The 14885-nt window shown below is 71.3% G+C and carries 14 protein-coding genes; 3 read left to right on the forward strand and 11 right to left on the reverse strand.

From position 1 onward, the window contains the following. Positions 1–38: 38 nt before the first annotated feature. The gene (locus ACZ7EG_RS10560) at positions 39–758 is read right to left on the reverse strand and encodes an ANTAR domain-containing protein (protein WP_471075173.1); all 720 of its coding nucleotides are present in this window, start codon (positions 756–758) and stop codon (positions 39–41) included. Between the two features lie 206 nt (positions 759–964). On the opposite strand from ACZ7EG_RS10560, the gene ACZ7EG_RS10565 reads away from it, so the two are divergent. Together ACZ7EG_RS10565 and ACZ7EG_RS10570 are read left to right on the forward strand one after the other, a co-directional pair. Next, positions 965–1327 carry an STAS domain-containing protein gene (locus ACZ7EG_RS10565; RefSeq protein ID WP_471075176.1) on the forward strand — a complete coding sequence of 121 codons (363 nt, stop codon included), beginning with the start codon at positions 965–967 and terminating at the stop codon, positions 1325–1327. Between the two features lie 10 nt (positions 1328–1337). Next, positions 1338–1808: a PPOX class F420-dependent oxidoreductase gene (locus ACZ7EG_RS10570; protein ID WP_471075179.1), complete on the forward strand. Its 471-nt coding sequence runs from the start codon at positions 1338–1340 to the stop codon at positions 1806–1808. A gap of 243 nt (positions 1809–2051) precedes the next feature. Here ACZ7EG_RS10570 and ACZ7EG_RS10575 read toward each other — a convergent pair whose 3' ends face one another. The 8 genes from ACZ7EG_RS10575 to ACZ7EG_RS10610 all read right to left on the reverse strand — a co-directional run bounded on the left by ACZ7EG_RS10575 (position 2052) and on the right by ACZ7EG_RS10610 (position 12314). Then, positions 2052–2858, reverse strand: a complete 807-nt coding sequence (locus tag ACZ7EG_RS10575) for a TetR/AcrR family transcriptional regulator (RefSeq protein ID WP_471075182.1) — start codon at positions 2856–2858, stop codon at positions 2052–2054. 155 nt (positions 2859–3013) lie between these two features. Beyond that, entirely contained in the window at positions 3014–4510 is a 1497-nt protein-coding gene (locus ACZ7EG_RS10580; protein WP_471075185.1) for an MFS transporter, read from the reverse strand. A 106-nt stretch (positions 4511–4616) separates the two neighbouring features. Then, positions 4617–6809: a glycosyltransferase family 39 protein gene (locus ACZ7EG_RS10585; protein ID WP_471075188.1), complete on the reverse strand. Its 2193-nt coding sequence runs from the start codon at positions 6807–6809 to the stop codon at positions 4617–4619. After that, positions 6806–8227, reverse strand: a complete 1422-nt coding sequence (locus ACZ7EG_RS10590; protein ID WP_471075191.1) for a bifunctional glycosyltransferase family 2/GtrA family protein — start codon at positions 8225–8227, stop codon at positions 6806–6808. Before ACZ7EG_RS10590 ends, ACZ7EG_RS10585 begins: the two co-directional genes overlap by 4 nt. 14 nt (positions 8228–8241) lie before the next feature. Further along, positions 8242–9873 carry a sensor histidine kinase gene (locus ACZ7EG_RS10595; protein ID WP_471075194.1) on the reverse strand — a complete coding sequence of 544 codons (1632 nt, stop codon included), beginning with the start codon at positions 9871–9873 and terminating at the stop codon, positions 8242–8244. Further along, complete coding sequence (locus ACZ7EG_RS10600; protein ID WP_471075197.1) at positions 9870–10610, reverse strand: response regulator transcription factor; 741 nt, start codon at positions 10608–10610, stop codon at positions 9870–9872. Before ACZ7EG_RS10600 ends, ACZ7EG_RS10595 begins: the two co-directional genes overlap by 4 nt. A 307-nt stretch (positions 10611–10917) precedes the next feature. After that, positions 10918–11790 carry a DUF2797 domain-containing protein gene (locus tag ACZ7EG_RS10605; RefSeq protein ID WP_471075200.1) on the reverse strand — a complete coding sequence of 291 codons (873 nt, stop codon included), beginning with the start codon at positions 11788–11790 and terminating at the stop codon, positions 10918–10920. A gap of 131 nt (positions 11791–11921) precedes the next feature. Beyond that, positions 11922–12314, reverse strand: a complete 393-nt coding sequence (locus ACZ7EG_RS10610; protein ID WP_471075203.1) for an HGxxPAAW family protein — start codon at positions 12312–12314, stop codon at positions 11922–11924. 94 nt (positions 12315–12408) lie between these two features. Here ACZ7EG_RS10610 and ACZ7EG_RS10615 point away from each other — a divergent pair, with 94 nt between their 5' ends. Continuing rightward, complete coding sequence (locus ACZ7EG_RS10615; RefSeq protein WP_471075206.1) at positions 12409–12885, forward strand: MarR family winged helix-turn-helix transcriptional regulator; 477 nt, start codon at positions 12409–12411, stop codon at positions 12883–12885. Positions 12886–13007: 122 nt separating this feature from the next. On the opposite strand, the gene ACZ7EG_RS10620 is transcribed toward ACZ7EG_RS10615, so the two are convergent. Next, positions 13008–13271, reverse strand: a complete 264-nt coding sequence (locus ACZ7EG_RS10620) for a hypothetical protein (protein WP_471075209.1) — start codon at positions 13269–13271, stop codon at positions 13008–13010. Between the two features lie 313 nt (positions 13272–13584). Further along, a complete protein-coding gene (locus ACZ7EG_RS10625) occupies positions 13585–14805 on the reverse strand; it encodes a hypothetical protein (protein ID WP_471075212.1) in 1221 nt (406 codons plus the stop codon). Between the last annotated feature and the right edge of the window lie 80 nt (positions 14806–14885).

Consider the following 14885-nt stretch of genomic DNA (forward strand, 5'->3'; position numbering starts at 1 on the left):
CACCGGCCGGACACGCCACCGACGTAATCCACCTCACGTCAGGGGGCGTTGCCGCCCACGATCCGGCGGGCGAGGTCGCGCAGTTTCACGTTCTCCCGCTGGGAGGCCCGCACCAGGCTCTCGAAGGCCGCGGTCGCGTCGATGCCCTGGCGCTCCATGAGGATGCCGGTGGCCTGGCCGATCAGGTCCCGGGTGTGCATGGCCTCGGTGAGCTGCTCGCGCACGGTCGCCGAGTCCAGGGCGATGCTGACGTGCGCGCTGAACAGCCGGCCGACGCGCGTGGCCTCCTCGTCGAAGGCGCCCGGTTTGCGCGCGTAAGCCGTGAGCACGGTCAGCCGGCGGCGGTCGGCGCGCAGCCGCAACGACAGCGCCGAGCGCAGTCCCAGGGCCGCCAGCACGTCCCAGCCGTCGTCCGCCTCGCTGTCCGTTATCCGCGCGATCGGGCTGTTCCACAACTGGTCCCACAGCCCGTGCTGTTCGCGGCCGGTGTGCCGGGCCTCGGCGGAGCGCACGACCTCGTCGGTCCAGGCGAGCGTGCGGAGCTTGTTGCCGCGCTCGATGACGGAGATGCCGGCGTGCTCGGCCCCCGGCATGAGATGCACGGCCAGCCGGGCGGCCGCGCGCAGGGTGCTGTGGGGCGTGAGGGTCTCGTGCAGTTGCTGAGAAGCCACCGTGAGAGCCTCGGCCAGCTCGACGCCGACCGGAAAACGGGGCAAATCAGGAAACTCGGACGCAGCCACCACGAACCTCTTCGGCATGCACGGCCATGGCCGTGCGCAGGAGAGCTCCGCAGCACATTCCCGACTGCGAGCACAGGACGGACAGCACTCTAACTGCTCGGTTGCCTCCGGGTGACGCCCGGCCGACGGCGCCGCGGGGAGCTTCCACCGCCCGCCCCCCGCATGGTGGAATGGCCTTCGGGTCAGGAAGCGGCCTTACCGGAATCCGGACGAACGTCTGCCAGGTGAGTGCCGTGACCCTCTTCACGAATCCCACAGAACCGCGCGACCTCCCCGGTCGCGTCCACCTCGCCATGCCCGCCGAGATCGACTTCTGTAACGCGACGGAGCTGTTGCCGCTCGTCCTGTCCGCAGCCCGGGCCCGCGGCGACCGGCTGGAAGTCCTCGTCCTCGACCTGACCACGACCTCCTTCATGGACTCCCAGGGCATCCGCCTCATCAACGACGTACGGCGGCGGCTGCGCCCCGGGGCCACCCTGCGTCTGGTGGCCCGGCCCGAGGGGATCACGAGCCGGGTCCTGGAGCTGACGGGGATGCGCCGGGACGTGCCCGTGTACGACGACCTCGCCGAAGCCCTGGCGTCGTAGGCTGCCGCACATGGCACCGAACATCGCGACGAACACCCGCGTGTCCCTGGACGAGTTGCTCGACTTCGTACGCCCCCGGCACCACGCGATCCTGCTGACCCGGCGGGCCGACGGCGGCCCTCAGGGCTCCCCGCTGACCTGCGGTGTCGACGACTCCGGCCGGATCGTGGTCTCCACCTACCCGGAGCGCGCCAAGACCCGCAACGCCAAGCGGGACCCCCGCGTGAGCCTGCTCGTGCTCAGCGACGACTGGAACGGCCCCTGGGTCCAGATCGACGGCACGGCCGAGGTCGTCGACTCTCCCGACTCCGTCGAACCGCTCGTGGAGTACTACCGGAACATCGCCGGTGAGCACCCCGACTGGGACGAGTACCGCGCGGCCATGCTCAAGCAGGGCAAGTCGCTCATCCGGATCACGCCGGAGCGGTGGGGGCCGGTGGCGACCGGGGGGTTCCCGGCGCGGCTGGTGGAGGGGGAGTAGGCCAGCTCGCCCCGGGGGCTTGTGCTTCTGGGGCGCCGGGACTTCTGCTTCTGCTTCTGGGGCTCCGGGGGCTTTGACGGCTTCGGGAGCTCTGGAGGCTCAGGGGGCTCCGGGAGCTCTGACGGCTTCGGGAACTCTGGCGGCTCAGGTGGCTCCGGGAGCTCTGACGGCTTCGGGAGCTCTGGCGGCTCAGGGGGCTCCGGGGGCTCTAGCAGCTCCGACGGCTTCGGGAGCTCTGGCGGCTCAGGTGGCTTCCCCCGCGCTGGAGGCCTCTTCCTCCCCGGAGGCTTCCGCCTCCCGGGCGACCATCGCCTCGATGCCCGCGATCAGCAGCTCCAGCGCGAACTCGAAGTCGCGCTCCAGCATCTCGGCGACCGTGTCGCCACCGCGCGCCGCCATGATCTCCCGGGACTCCCGCAGGACGTCGGCGGCCTGCGGGGCTGCGGTCACCGTGCTCAGGGCCTGCTGGAAGTACTCGTCCACGCTCATCCCGCCGGCCGCGGCCCGGGAGGCGAGGTGGCCCTCCAGGGTGCCGTAGCCGTAGACGAACTGGAAGACGGCCGAGATCGTGCTCGTCAGGCGTTTCGCGGGCAACCCGGTCCTGCGGACGACGCGCTGGACGACCCGGGAGAACGCCAGGCTGTGCGGGCCGATGTTGAGGAAGACCCCGACCAGCGCGGACACCCAGGGATGCCGCACCAGCAGCGTCCGGTACTCCCGGGCGAGCGCCCGCACCTGGTCCCGCCAGTCCTCACCGGCGTCCGGATCGGGCAGCCGCATCTCGCCCATCGCCTTGTCGAGGGCGAGTTCGAGCAGGTCGTCCTTGGTGTCGACGTACCAGTAGACGGACATCGCGGTGACGTTCAGCTCGCCGGCCAGCCGCCGCATGGAGAACTTGGCGAGTCCATCGGCGTCCAGCAGCCGGATCGTCATCCTGGTGATCCGCTCCCGGTCGAGCCCCGAGGGCTGCCCGCCACCGCGCCGCCGGTGCGCCGTGCCCTCCAGCCAGACACTGGACCGCGGCTGATCCTGCCGGGCGGCTTTCGCCATGGCGCACCTTCCTCGATCTTTCAACGCCGCTCATGCTAGACGCGCCGTTCGCCACGGGCGCGGGGCTGTGCCGCTGTGCGGCTCCGCCGCGCGGGCGCGATCAACCACGATGAACCCGCACCCGCACCCGCACGACAGCCGTCGGCCCCGAGCTCCTAGGCGGACTCTGCCCGCTCAGCGCGCCGAAGCAACCCGGCCGCGACCAGTCCGCCCGCCAGCACGGCAACCGCCCCCACCAACTGACTGGTCTCCAGCCCGGAGGCGAACGCGTCGGAGATGCGCGCCTTCTCCTCGGCACTGTCGGCCGCCGCCAGCGCCGCCGGCAACGACGCCGCGGAGACGGCGACCAGCGAGGCGAACCGGGAGTTGAGCACAGCACCGAGCACCGCGACGCCCAGCCCGTTGCCGAACTCGGCGAGGGTTCCGTTGATGCCCGCTCCCACACCCGCCTTCTCCGGCGGGATCGCCCCCATGATGGCGTTGGCCATCGCCGGCATCGACAGCGCCACACCCGCGCCCATGACCACCAGGCCGAGCAGCATTCCGCCGTACCCGTGTCCACCGAGCAGGGCGATCGCCGCCAGCCCCGCGGACACCAGGGTCATGCCGAGCGCGATGGCCGCCGGCGTACCGGCCTTCAGCACCAGCTTCGCCCCGACCCCCGTGAAGTTGAGCGCGACGACGGTCAACGCCAGCGGCGCCGTCCGCAGCCCGGCGTCCAGCGGCTCGTACCCGAGGACGAACTGCAGGTGCTGCGTGAGCAGGAACAGCGACCCGGTCATACCGAACGCCACGAGGATCGCGCCCGCGACCGCGCCCACGAACTTCTGGTTGCGGAAGAAGTGCATGTCGAGCATCGGGTGCTCGGTCCGCAGCTCCCACAGCGCGAACAGGCCGAGCACGAGCAGGCCGATCAGCGCCGAGACCAGCACCTGCGCGGAGGTCCAGCCGTGCTCGGGCCCGGTGATGATCGCGTACACGACGGCCGTCATGCCGATCGTCGACAGGACCGCGCCGAGCAGGTCGGGCCGGTCACCGGCCTTGTGCTTCGACTCCGGCACCAGCGCGGCGACCGCGACCAGGCCGAGCAGGGCGACCGGGATGTTGATCAGGAAGATCGCGCCCCACCAGAAGTGGTTCAGCATCACGCCGCCGATCAGGGGTCCGGCCGCGAAACCGAGCGAACTGACCGTCGACCAGAGCGCGATGGCCTTCACGCGCTCCTGGTCGTCGAAGATCTGCACGACCACGGCGAGGATCGTGGTCATCAGCAGCGCCCCGCCGACGCCCATGCCCGCACGGGCCGCGATCAACTGGCCCGGGCTCTGGGACAGGCCGGCCGCGAGCGAGCCCAGGCCGAAGATCGCGAGGCCGGACATCAGCAGCAGCTTGCGGCCGTAGCGGTCGGCGGCGTTCCCGGCGGTGAGCAGCAGGCCGGACTGCACCAGCGCGTACGCGTTCATCATCCACTGGACGTCGGCGGTCGAGGCGTCCATCTCGCGGGTGAGCGAGGGGATGGCCACGTTGAGGATCGTGTTGTCGAGCAGCACGGTGAGCTGCGCGAGGCAGATGACACCGAGGATCAGCCAGCGCTGGGGGTGGCCGTCCCGCACGGTCGGGGGCGCGGCCTTTTCCTGGGGGGACGTCGTCATGTTGTACACCGTAGAACACTTCCTATACGGCGTACAACGGAGTTTCGGCCGGGACGATGACGGGCGGTGGCTTTCGGCCACCGCCCGTCATCCGGTCGGGGTCGTGTCAGCTGCTCGCCTTCTGGGTGAGGTCGTAGAAGGTGCTCGAACCGACTGTGACCTTCTTGAAGTTGGCCTCGACCCAGGAGGTGATCCGGGAGGACGTGCCCTCGCCGCTGCCGCCCATGCCGCCGCCCATGCCGCCCGAGGCGATGAAGTAGTGGATCTTTCCGTCCGCCACGTACTGCTTGAACTGGGCCAGGGTCGGGGACGGATCGGTGCCGTTGAAGCCGCCGATGGCCATCACCGGGTCGCCGGTGGACAGCTGGTAACTCGCCGCGTTCTGGGCACCGATGGCCGCCGCGGCCCAGGTGTACCGGTCGGCGTCGGTCTCCAGCAGCTTCTTGGCCTCGGAGCTGACGCTGGCGCCGTTGAGCAGGCCACCGACACCGCCACCGCCACGCATGCCACCCATGCCGCCCATACGACCGCCGTCGCCGTTCTGCCGGTTCTGGCCCTGCTGGTTCTGGCCCTGCTGGTTCTGGCCGCCGCCCGGGAACCCGCCGCCCGGGAACCCTCCGCCGGGGAAGCCGTTGCCCTGCTGCCCCCGCGCGTTGCCGTTGCCGTTCTGCTGGTTCTGGCCGCCGCCCGGGAAGCCACCGCCGGGGAAGCCGCCACCGCCCGGGCCGCCGCGGCCGCCCGCGACCGCCGGACCCGCCGTGACGATCGAGCCGGTGTGCCCCTCGTTCACGGTGGTGAGGGTGTACGCCGCCGGACCGGCCAGCGCGGCGAGGACGCCCAGCCCGGCCGCACCCAGGGCCAGTCGGCGGCCGAGCCGGCCGGCGAAGATCAGGCCGAGGGCCGCCGTCAGACCGCCGACCAGGACGAGCCACTTGAGCCAGGGCAGGTAATCGGAGGAGCGATTGAGCAGGACGTACCCCCAGGCCGCGGTCGCCGTCATCGCGGCGGCCAGGGTCAGCGAGGCCCACGCCTTGTCCCGCTTCTCCCAGAGCAGCGCCGCGCCCATCCCGATCAGCGGGGCGATGTAGGGGGCGAGGGCCACCGTGTAGTACTCGTGGAAGATGCCCTGCATGTAGCTGAAGACCAGCATGGTGGTGAGCAGCGCGCCGCCCCAGACGAGGAACGAACCGCGGGTCACCGACGTGCGCCTCGCCTTGCGGGTCGCCACCAGCCCCGCGACGAGCAGGATCAGAGCGGCCGGGATCAGCCAGGAGATCTGGCCGCCGACGGAGGAGCTGAACAGCCGGTCCCAGCCGGTCTCGCCCCAGTTGCCGCCGGCGTTCCCGCCGCCACCGCCGCCTCCGACGCTGCCGGTCTCGTCGCCGTTGAGGCGGCCCAGGCCGTTGTAGCCGAAGGTCAGTTCCAGGAAGCTGTTGTTCTGCGAACCGCCGATGTACGGGCGGGAGGAGGCGGGCCAGAGTTCGACGATCGCGACCCACCAGCCACCGGAGACGACGATCGCGGCGAGACTCGCGGCGAGTTGGCCGATCCGCTTCTTCACCGTCACCGGGGCGCAGACGCCGTAGACGAGGGCGAGCGGCGGCAGGATCAGGAAGGCCTGGAGCGTCTTGGCGAGGAAGGCGAAGCCGACCGCGGCACCGGCCCACAGCAGCCACTTCGTGCGGCCGTCCTCCAGGGCGCGGATGACGAGCCAGCAGGCCGCCGCCATCAGCAGCGCCAGCATCGCGTCGGGGTTGTTGAAGCGGAACATCAGTGCCGCGACGGGGGTGAGCGCGAGCACCGCGCCCGCGATCAGCCCGGCCGCGGGGCCGAACCGGCGGCGCACGGCCGCGTACACGACGGCCACCGTGCCGACGCCCATGAGGACCTCGGGCGCGAGGATCGCCCAGGAACTGAGGCCGAAGAGCCGCACGGACAGGGCCATGGGCCACAGGGCCGCCGGAGGCTTGTCGACGGTGATGGCGTTCGCCGCGTCGAGCGAGCCGAAGAAGAACGCCTTCCAGGACTGGCTGCCGGCCTGCACGGCCGCCGAGTAGAAGGAGTTGGCGTAACCGGAGGCGCCCAGGTCGTACAGGTAGAGCACGGCGGTCGCCAGCAGCAGGGCGAGGAAGGCCGGGCGGGCCCAGCGGGGGTCCTCGGGGCGCCCGCGCCACAGCCGCTGCCGGAAGGGCAGGTGGGGGGCGCCGGCCTGCGGAGCCGGCGCGGATACCGGGGGCCGCGTCCCGGTGCCGGGACTCGTGCCTCTGCCGGTGATCTGCTGGTCGAAGTGGACGGTCATCGGAAGTCCCTCGCATCGGTGTCGTGCGGGCGCACCGGCAGCAACTGCGCGGTGGTGTCCCGCCAGGAGTCCGCGGCGTCACCGGCGCGGAACGGGGTGGTGGCCCGCACTGCGGCGCGGGTGTCGTCGGCGAGCCCGGGGCCGGTGTCGTACGGGGCGACGGGCGTCGAGTCGTCCTCGCGCCGGTCGGGGAACACCCACGCCCGGAAGAGCAGGAAGCGCAGCACGGTCGCCGCGAGGTTGGCCGCGATCAGGACGGCCAGTTCGGTGGAGTGCGCGGGCTCGGAGGCCGCCGCGTTCAGCGCCGCGAGCGAGCCGCTGGTCAGGGCGAGTCCGATCCCGAAGACGACCAGGCCCTGCGCCTGGTGCCGTACGGCCCCGCCGCGCCCGCGCACCCCGAAGGTGAGCCGCCGGTTGGCCGCGGTGTTGGCGACCGCCGAGACCAGCAGGGCGAGGGCGTTGGCGACCTGGGAACCGGTGACGGCCCGGAAGCCGCTGTAGAGCAGCAGGTAGAAGAGGGTGGACAGGGCGCCGACCACGCAGAACCCCACGAGCTGGCGGGCCAGTCCCTTCGGCACGTCCTCCAGGTCACGGTCGCGCGGGTCGTCGCCGAACGGCCGGGCGAGCCGGTCCAGCGGCAGCGAGCCGGTGGCCAGGGCCCTGCCGACCCGCCACACGCCCTTGAGGTCGTCGGTCGCGGTCTTGACGATGTGCACGGTCGAATCGGGGTCGTCGACCCAGTCGACCGGCACCTCGTGGATCCGCAGCCCGGCGCGCTCGGCGAGCACCAGCATCTCGGTGTCGAAGAACCAGCCGGTGTCCTCGACGAGGGGCAGCAGCACGTGTGCCACGTCCCGGCGGATCGCCTTGAAGCCGCACTGGGCGTCCGAGAACCGCGCCTGGAGCGAGCCGCGCAGGATGAGGTTGTAGGCCCGGCTGATGAACTCCCGCTTGGGCCCGCGCACCACCCGTGAACTGCGGGCCAGCCGGGAGCCGATCGCGAGGTCCGAGTGGCCGGAGATCAGCGGCGCCACCAGCGGCAGCAGGGCGTTGAGGTCGGTGGACAGGTCCACGTCCATGTAGGCGAGGACGGGGGCGTCCGAGGCCGACCAGACGGCCCGCAGGGCCCGGCCGCGCCCCTTCTGCTCCAGGCGGAAGGTGGTGACCTCCGCAATCTCCGCCGCCAGCCGCCCGGCCACCTGCGGGGTGGTGTCCGTGGAGGCGTTGTCCGCGATCGTGATGCGGAACGCGTACGGAAACGTCCGTTCGAGATGCTCGTGCAGTCTGCGGACGCACGGCTGGAGGTCCTTCTCCTCGTTGTAGACGGGGATCACTACGTCCAGGACAGGCGTACCGGCTGGTGCGGCCGGGAGGTGCTCCCGCGCCGGCAGGGTGCCGGGAGAAGAGTCGGTTCGCATGGAGCCGACTTTCGTCAGGCGCCCTGTTGTGCCGATGTGGTGAGGCTGTGGCGTGCCTGTGAGTGCTGTTGCCGGCTCATGTCCGGCTGCGGCTGCGCCGGGAGCGCGGGCAGGTGCAGCGTGAAGACGGTCCGCCCGGGCACGCTGTCGACGGTCACGGCACCGCCGTGCGCGGTCGCCACGGCCTGCACGATGGCCAGGCCGAGGCCGGTCGAGCCGTGGGCGCGGGAACGCGCGGAGTCGCCGCGCGCGAACCGTTCGAAGACGTGCGGGAGCAACGCGGCCGGGATGCCCTGCCCGTTGTCCTCGACGTCCACGCACAGCCAGGGTCCGCGCCGCTGGACGCGGGCGGTGACGGTCGTACCGGGTGGCGTGTGGCTGCGCGCGTTGCCGAGCAGGTTGACGAGGACCTGTTGCAGCCGGGCCGCGTCCGCCGACACGAGCGCGGGCTCGTCGGGCAGGTCGAGGCGCCAGTTGTGGTCCTGGCCGGCGGCTCGAGCGTCGCTCATGGCGTCCACGACGAGCGGGACGAGGTCGGTCTGCTCGAACTGCAGGGGCCGGCCGGCGTCGAGCCGGGCGAGCAGCAGCAGATCCTCGACGAGCAGCGTCATGCGCCCGGCTTCGGACTCGATCCGCCCGAGCGCGTGCCGGGTGTCCGGCCCGACGTCCTCGCGCCCGCGTCTGGTCAGTTCGGCGTATCCGCGGATGGAGGCGAGGGGCGTGCGCAGCTCGTGACTGGCGTCGGCGACGAACTGCCGGACCCGCGTCTCGCTCTGCTGCCGTGCGTGCAGGGCGCCGTGGACGTGGTCGAGCATCCGGTTGAGCGCGGCGCCGACCCGGCCGACCTCGGTGTGCGGGTCGGTCTCGGAGTCGGGCACGCGCTCGCTGAGGTTCACCTCACCGGTGTGCAGGGGGAGTTCGGAGACGCGGGTGGCGGTGGCGGCGACGCGGCGGAGGGGACGGGTGGCCACGCCGACGATGACCGTACCGGCGATGCCGGCGGCGACGAGGCCGGCAGCGGTGACGCTGACCTCGACCAGGACGAGTGTGTTGAGGGTGTCGGTGACGTCGGTGGTGGGCAGCGCCACGTAGTAGGCGCCGTTGGCCCCTTCGCGGTATTCCGCGCGGTACTCGCCCAGCCCGGAGATGGTGACCGTATGCGCCTCGCCGTCCTTGGCGACGGCGTTCAGCTCGGTCGTCTGCGTCTTGCTCAGCGTGTACGGTGCGGCCTGCGTGACGTCGTTGTCGTCCTTGGTGGGCTTGCTGACCATGCCCTCGGTGATCGCGCCGCTCCGGACCTTCGCGGCGATGGTGCCGATCATCTGCTGCGGCCCCTGCGTGACGAACTCCGAGAGGTCGGGAGCCTTGAGCACCCCCTTGTCCGGCCGGCCCGTGGGCTTGGGCTGTGTACCGTCGGGCAGCTCGGGGCCGGCGCCCGCGGCGCGACCCACCACCCCGCTGAGCGCGCTGTCCAGTTGCTCGTAGAGGCGGGAGTGCATCGCGATCGTCGTCACCGTCCCGATGACGGCACACACGACGGCGATCAGCGCCAGGGCGGAGACCACGAGCCGCGTCCGCAACGTGCGCGGACGGCGTAGTCGCCCCTGGCTCTCCCTCTGGACACGCAGCCGTCGTCGTCCGCTCACGACACCGCGGGCTTGATCAGGTAACCGGCACCGCGCCGCGTGTGGATCATCGGCTCGCGCCCGGCGTCGATCTTCCGCCGCAGATAGGAGATGTACAACTCGACGACGTTGGCCTGGCCGCCGAAGTCGTACGACCACACGCGGTCGAGGATCTGCGCCTTGCTGAGCACCCGGCGCGGATTGCGCATCAGGAACCGCAGCAGCTCGAACTCGGTCGCGGTCAGATGGATGTTGGCCCCGGCCCGGGTCACCTCGTGGCTGTCCTCGTCGAGGGTGAGGTCGCCGACGACCAGCGTGGAGTCCGAGCGCCGGTCGGCGGCACCGGAGCGGCGTATCAGTCCCCGCAGCCGCGCGACGACCTCCTCCAGGCTGAACGGCTTGGTGACGTAGTCGTCCCCGCCGGCCGTCAGCCCGGCGATCCGGTCCTCGACGGCGTCCTTGGCGGTCAGGAACAGCACGGGCACGTCCGGCAGTTCCCGGCGCAGCCGCCCGAGGACTGCCAGCCCGTCCATGTCGGGCAGCATCATGTCGAGGACGACGGCGTCGGGCCGGAAGTCACGGGCGGTCCGGATCGCGCCCGTGCCGTCACCGGCACTCCTGATCTGCCACCCCTCGTAGCGCAGGGCCATGGACAGCAGCTCCGTGATCGACAGCTCGTCGTCCACCACGAGCACGCGGACGGGGCTCCCGTCCGGCCTGAGCAGTTCGGTGCGCCCCTGGGGCGAGGTCGTGGTCATGTGAACACGATGTCGAGGACCTCTGAGAACACGCTTTCGGCAACCTGTGATTTCCCTGAGAAGCACACAGGCGCTTCTCGGGGAACGCCGAGAGGCCCCGCCGGTCCAGAACGAGCCGGGTTTACCAGGGAACGCCCGAGAGGCCCGGCCGGTTCAGAACAAGCCGGGCTTACCAGGGAACGCCCGGGAGGCCCCAGGTGTCCAGAACAAGCCGGGCTCACCAAGGAACGCCCGAGAGGCCCCGCCGGTTCAGGGAACGCCCGGGAGGCCCGGCCGGTCCAGGGAACGCCCGGGAGGCCCGGCCGGTTCAGAACAAGCCGTCCTGTGCGCCCGTGACCTTCTTGAACTGCCTGATCGGGACGGTCACTTCACTCTCCGTGGCGGGCACCAGCCCCCACCCGGTCATCAACCGCGTGTCGAGCACCACGACCCCGGCGCCGGTGGCCAGATGCAGATCAGGTCCGGCGGCCGCGACCAGCTCCCCGCCGACCGCACCCCCGGCGACGAGCTCGCGCACGTCCCCGACGGCGACGGGCACCCCGGCGAGCCCGAACACCCCCACGTGGTCGACGACCCGCAGCGGCTCCCGTACGAGCGACTCCGGCCACGCGGGGAGCGCGACCGCCCGCTCGTACAGCTCGGCGACCTCACGGGCCCGGTCGGAGGCCGCCTCCGGCAGCGCGGCCCGCACGGCCCGCTTCTCGGCGTACGGGATCCGGTCGGGCACCCGCAGGGCGGCCCTGAGCAGCTCCTCCGTACGCCGCGCGGCCATGAGCGGACCGACGCCGAGCCAGCCGAAACAGACGGCTCCCTGTTCGAGCAGCCGCGCGCTTCCCCGCTCCCGCGCCGTGATCCCGACCTTGACCATGCCGGGCCCGAACCACGCCAGGTACACGCGGTAAGGCCGTGGATCGTCGGCGATGGTGTCCGCCGCCACCGAGTGCGCCCGGTCCAGCCGCGCGCACTCCTCGCACCGCGCCCCCGTACTCCGTCCCGGCACGACCGCACCCAGCGGGCACGCATGCCCCCGAGCCCCCACGCAGCTGCGCACGCCCCCTTGCGCGACCCCGAAGGCCACGCGTTTCCCCCAGGTCAGCGCACTGCGCCGACCGCCACCCCACACGAGCACGGGACCATCCGCCGACCACCGCAGCCCCGAGCACTTCCATGCCTGTGCCATCTCTGCCGAGGGTAGGGGGCACCACTGACATCGGGGACGGCCGACTGACATCGGAGACGGCCGACCGACATCGGGGGACGGCCGACCGACATCGGGGGACGGCTGATGGGGCCGTCTGATGAGGACCGGCCTCACCTCACGGAGTCGGCCCCCGCCGCGGCGACGGTCTCCGGCTCGCCCGCGCGCTGCACCGGCATGACCGGCTGCACCGCACCCGCCGCACGCCGCCCGCGCCCGGCCAGTCGGCACCCCAGGCACTCCTCGTGCCCGCCCGGTGCCGCCGAGTCCCGCACGCGCCAGCCCCACTCCGCCCGGGGCCGCACGCCCGGCCCCTTCCCCCACCCGGCGAGATGCAGGGCCCAGGTGACGAGCAGCGCCACGACCCCGATCGCCAGTCCGCCGGCGATCAGCACGCCGGAGACGGTGCAGACCCCCAGCCCGGCCACACCGGCCCCGACCGTGGCGATGCCGCAGCCGACCCACCCCGCGAGCGTGTGCCCGTGGTCATACTGATGTGCACTCACGTGTCACTCCCTCGCACCGAGGGTCCACCCACCGAACCCCTCACCTGCTAAGACTTTTACGATCCAAACATCTCACGAACTAAGGGATCTGGGAATGCGCGCGAAGCCTCGTCCGGCCGCGACACCGGAGCAGGCGCTGTCGGCGATGGACCAGCTCATCGCGACTCACCTGGTCGGACAGCACGAGATCGCCCAACAGGTGGGCCTGAGTGTGACCGACCTCACCTGCTTCGCGTATGTCATCGAGGCCGGCGAGAACCTGCCCACGGCCGGCGACCTGGCGGCTCGCGTCCATGTCACCACCGGCGCGGTCACCGGCATCCTCAACCGCCTGGAGCGCGCCGGTTACATCACCCGCCGCCCCGACCCCACGGACCGCCGCCGTATCCGCGTCGCGGCCCAGCCCGACGCGGTCGCCCGGGTGCGGGAGGTCTACGAGCCGTACTACGCCCGCCTCACACACCTCTTCGCCGAGTACTCGCCGGACGAGATCGCGGTCCTGCACGACTGGTTCACCCGCGCGAGCACGCTGGCGGCGACCTACCTGGAAGAGCACTGCCGCCCGGACTGAACCAAGCCCCCGGCCGGCCATCTCACCCCTGGGGCGCCTGGGGACCCACCGCCTCTGCCTGGGCTGCCGGTGCCGGCTCGACCGTCGGCTACCTGGGCTGCCCGTGCCGGCTCGACCGTCGGCTACCTGGGCTGCCGGTGCCGGCTCGACCGTCGGCGCACGGTGAGGACACAGGCGAGCAGGCCGAGGGCCCAGGCGATCAGGAGGGCTCCCCACAGCGGCATGGTCACGATCGGCACGAGCAGACGGATCTCGACGTCCGAGCGGTTCTCGAAGATGAAGATCAGAGCGACCGCGCTGACCAGAAAGAACGGCAGGAAGCGGCGGACGCCGGGGCGGGAAAGAAACGGTGTGCGCGCCTTGTGGTCCGGGCTGGTCTGGGTCATGGAGTACCCCTCCATCACGTTGCCCCCGACTCAAGCGTCCCCTTCCCCGACGCGGCCCGCCACCGACGCAGAAGAAGCCTGCGCTTGAGCGTCGTGGGTCTGGCTGCCGTTTGCAACTCCCTCACCTGTCCGCGCAAGACCGTGCCTTCGTTCTCTCCCGCCACAGACGACGGCACCTCCTCGGTCGCCTCGCCTCAGCCGCGCAAGAAGCTCCACCTGGCAGCACATACGCGCCATGAATTCGCTTTACAAGGGCCTGTGCACGGTCCCGCGCTCGCGGATTACAGGGAGGGGCGAGCTGCAGTGTCGGCCTTTACCGCCACTCCAGGACGTCCCCCACGCTCAGCGCCCTGTCCGCGCCCTTGGCAGTGATCTTCTTCGGGGTTGCGCCGGGAGCGATGGCGGAGACGAAGAGCTCGAGCCGGGTGCCCTGGAGCGAGGTGAAGATCATCTGCTTTCCGTCCTGCGAAATGGCCCGCACTGTGTTCTTCCGATCCGTCGCCGGGATGATCGGATCACCCAGGGCACCCTTCGGGAGATCCGCCGTGCCGTCGAGCCGAGAAGTGTCCAGCGTCCAGAAGGAGTTCTTCCGCTTCGGGTCCTCGACCTCGCCGAGCCGGGGGCCGCACAGCACGGTCCTGTCGTCGACCCAGCCGTAGGGGAAGCAGTCGGCGGCAGAGGGAATGCCGGTTGCCTTCACACGCTCGGCCTTGAGCAGCGCACTGCGCTGTGGCACGTCGGCCACGTTGAAGCCCCGCCAGGTGATGAAGGCCGTCGCCTTGCGCCCGTCGTGACTGATCCGGACGTCCTCGCCGAAGAGCCCGCGCACCGGGTCACCCGCGAGCGCAAGGCCGGCCCCGTCCATGTAACCGCCATCACCGCCCCCCTGTTCGGTTACTGCATGATCTCCCGCGAGGGAACGGCTGGCGATCCGCACACGATCCGAGGAGTCGGTCTCGGTGAACCAGACAGCACTTCCGTCCTGGGCGAAGACGGCGTTCTCCTCTTTGGGCGTGTCACCGAAGTCCTCGCTCTGTTCACCGGACAGCTTGGTCAGCTTGCCGCTGGTGTCGACGTATCCCACCCCTGTCGCCTCGGTCTCTCGATCGATGAGAACGACGGCCATCCGGGAGAAGTCCTTGTCGAAGAGCTGCCGCAGCCTGCTGTCCGCGACAGCGCGCGGCCCGTCCTCGGACGTACCGGCACCAGGGAAGTTGTCAGCGCACAGCTCCACGAGCGGGGAGGCGACATCGTCGGCCTCCGCGACCACGGCCTCGGCCGGGACGGTGAAGGTCCGGGAGACGGTCCGTTCCCACGTCGTCTCACTCCAGCCCGTGACCGTCACGCTGGCCGGCTTGCTCGCGGGCACGGAACACGAGGCGGTGACGATCACGCCCTTGTCCGGGAAGGCACCGCTCCCCTGGTCTGCGTTCTTGCTCCCGCCCTTCTGTCCGGCAGCCGCCCGAGTGCCCTTGCCGCCGCGGTCGGCGTCGTCATGGCCCCCGCCACACCCCGCGACGAGTGGAAGCAGCATCGTGGCGACAGCCAACGCAGCCGTGCCCCCGCCCCGCCGGCGGCCTCCGTGGCCCTGTGTTCCCCTCACGTCCGTGTCCC

The sequence above is a fragment of the Streptomyces sp. NPDC037100 genome (genome assembly GCF_055606225.1).

What these genes read in the sequence shown, in the direction of transcription:
- ACZ7EG_RS10615 (WP_471075206.1), top strand. Translation starts at nt 12,409, where the DNA reads ATGCGCGCGAAGCCTCGTCCGGCCGCGACACCGGAGCAGGCGCTGTCG.
- ACZ7EG_RS10585 (WP_471075188.1), bottom strand. Translation starts at nt 6,809, where the DNA reads ATGACCGTCCACTTCGACCAGCAGATCACCGGCAGAGGCACGAGTCCC.
- ACZ7EG_RS10590 (WP_471075191.1), bottom strand. Translation starts at nt 8,227, where the DNA reads ATGCGAACCGACTCTTCTCCCGGCACCCTGCCGGCGCGGGAGCACCTC.
- ACZ7EG_RS10560 (WP_471075173.1), bottom strand. Translation starts at nt 758, where the DNA reads ATGCCGAAGAGGTTCGTGGTGGCTGCGTCCGAGTTTCCTGATTTGCCC.
- ACZ7EG_RS10620 (WP_471075209.1), bottom strand. Translation starts at nt 13,271, where the DNA reads ATGACCCAGACCAGCCCGGACCACAAGGCGCGCACACCGTTTCTTTCC.
- ACZ7EG_RS10570 (WP_471075179.1), top strand. Translation starts at nt 1,338, where the DNA reads ATGGCACCGAACATCGCGACGAACACCCGCGTGTCCCTGGACGAGTTG.
- ACZ7EG_RS10575 (WP_471075182.1), bottom strand. Translation starts at nt 2,858, where the DNA reads ATGGCGAAAGCCGCCCGGCAGGATCAGCCGCGGTCCAGTGTCTGGCTG.
- ACZ7EG_RS10625 (WP_471075212.1), bottom strand. Translation starts at nt 14,805, where the DNA reads ATGCTGCTTCCACTCGTCGCGGGGTGTGGCGGGGGCCATGACGACGCC.
- ACZ7EG_RS10605 (WP_471075200.1), bottom strand. Translation starts at nt 11,790, where the DNA reads ATGGCACAGGCATGGAAGTGCTCGGGGCTGCGGTGGTCGGCGGATGGT.
- ACZ7EG_RS10600 (WP_471075197.1), bottom strand. Translation starts at nt 10,610, where the DNA reads ATGACCACGACCTCGCCCCAGGGGCGCACCGAACTGCTCAGGCCGGAC.
- ACZ7EG_RS10580 (WP_471075185.1), bottom strand. Translation starts at nt 4,510, where the DNA reads ATGACGACGTCCCCCCAGGAAAAGGCCGCGCCCCCGACCGTGCGGGAC.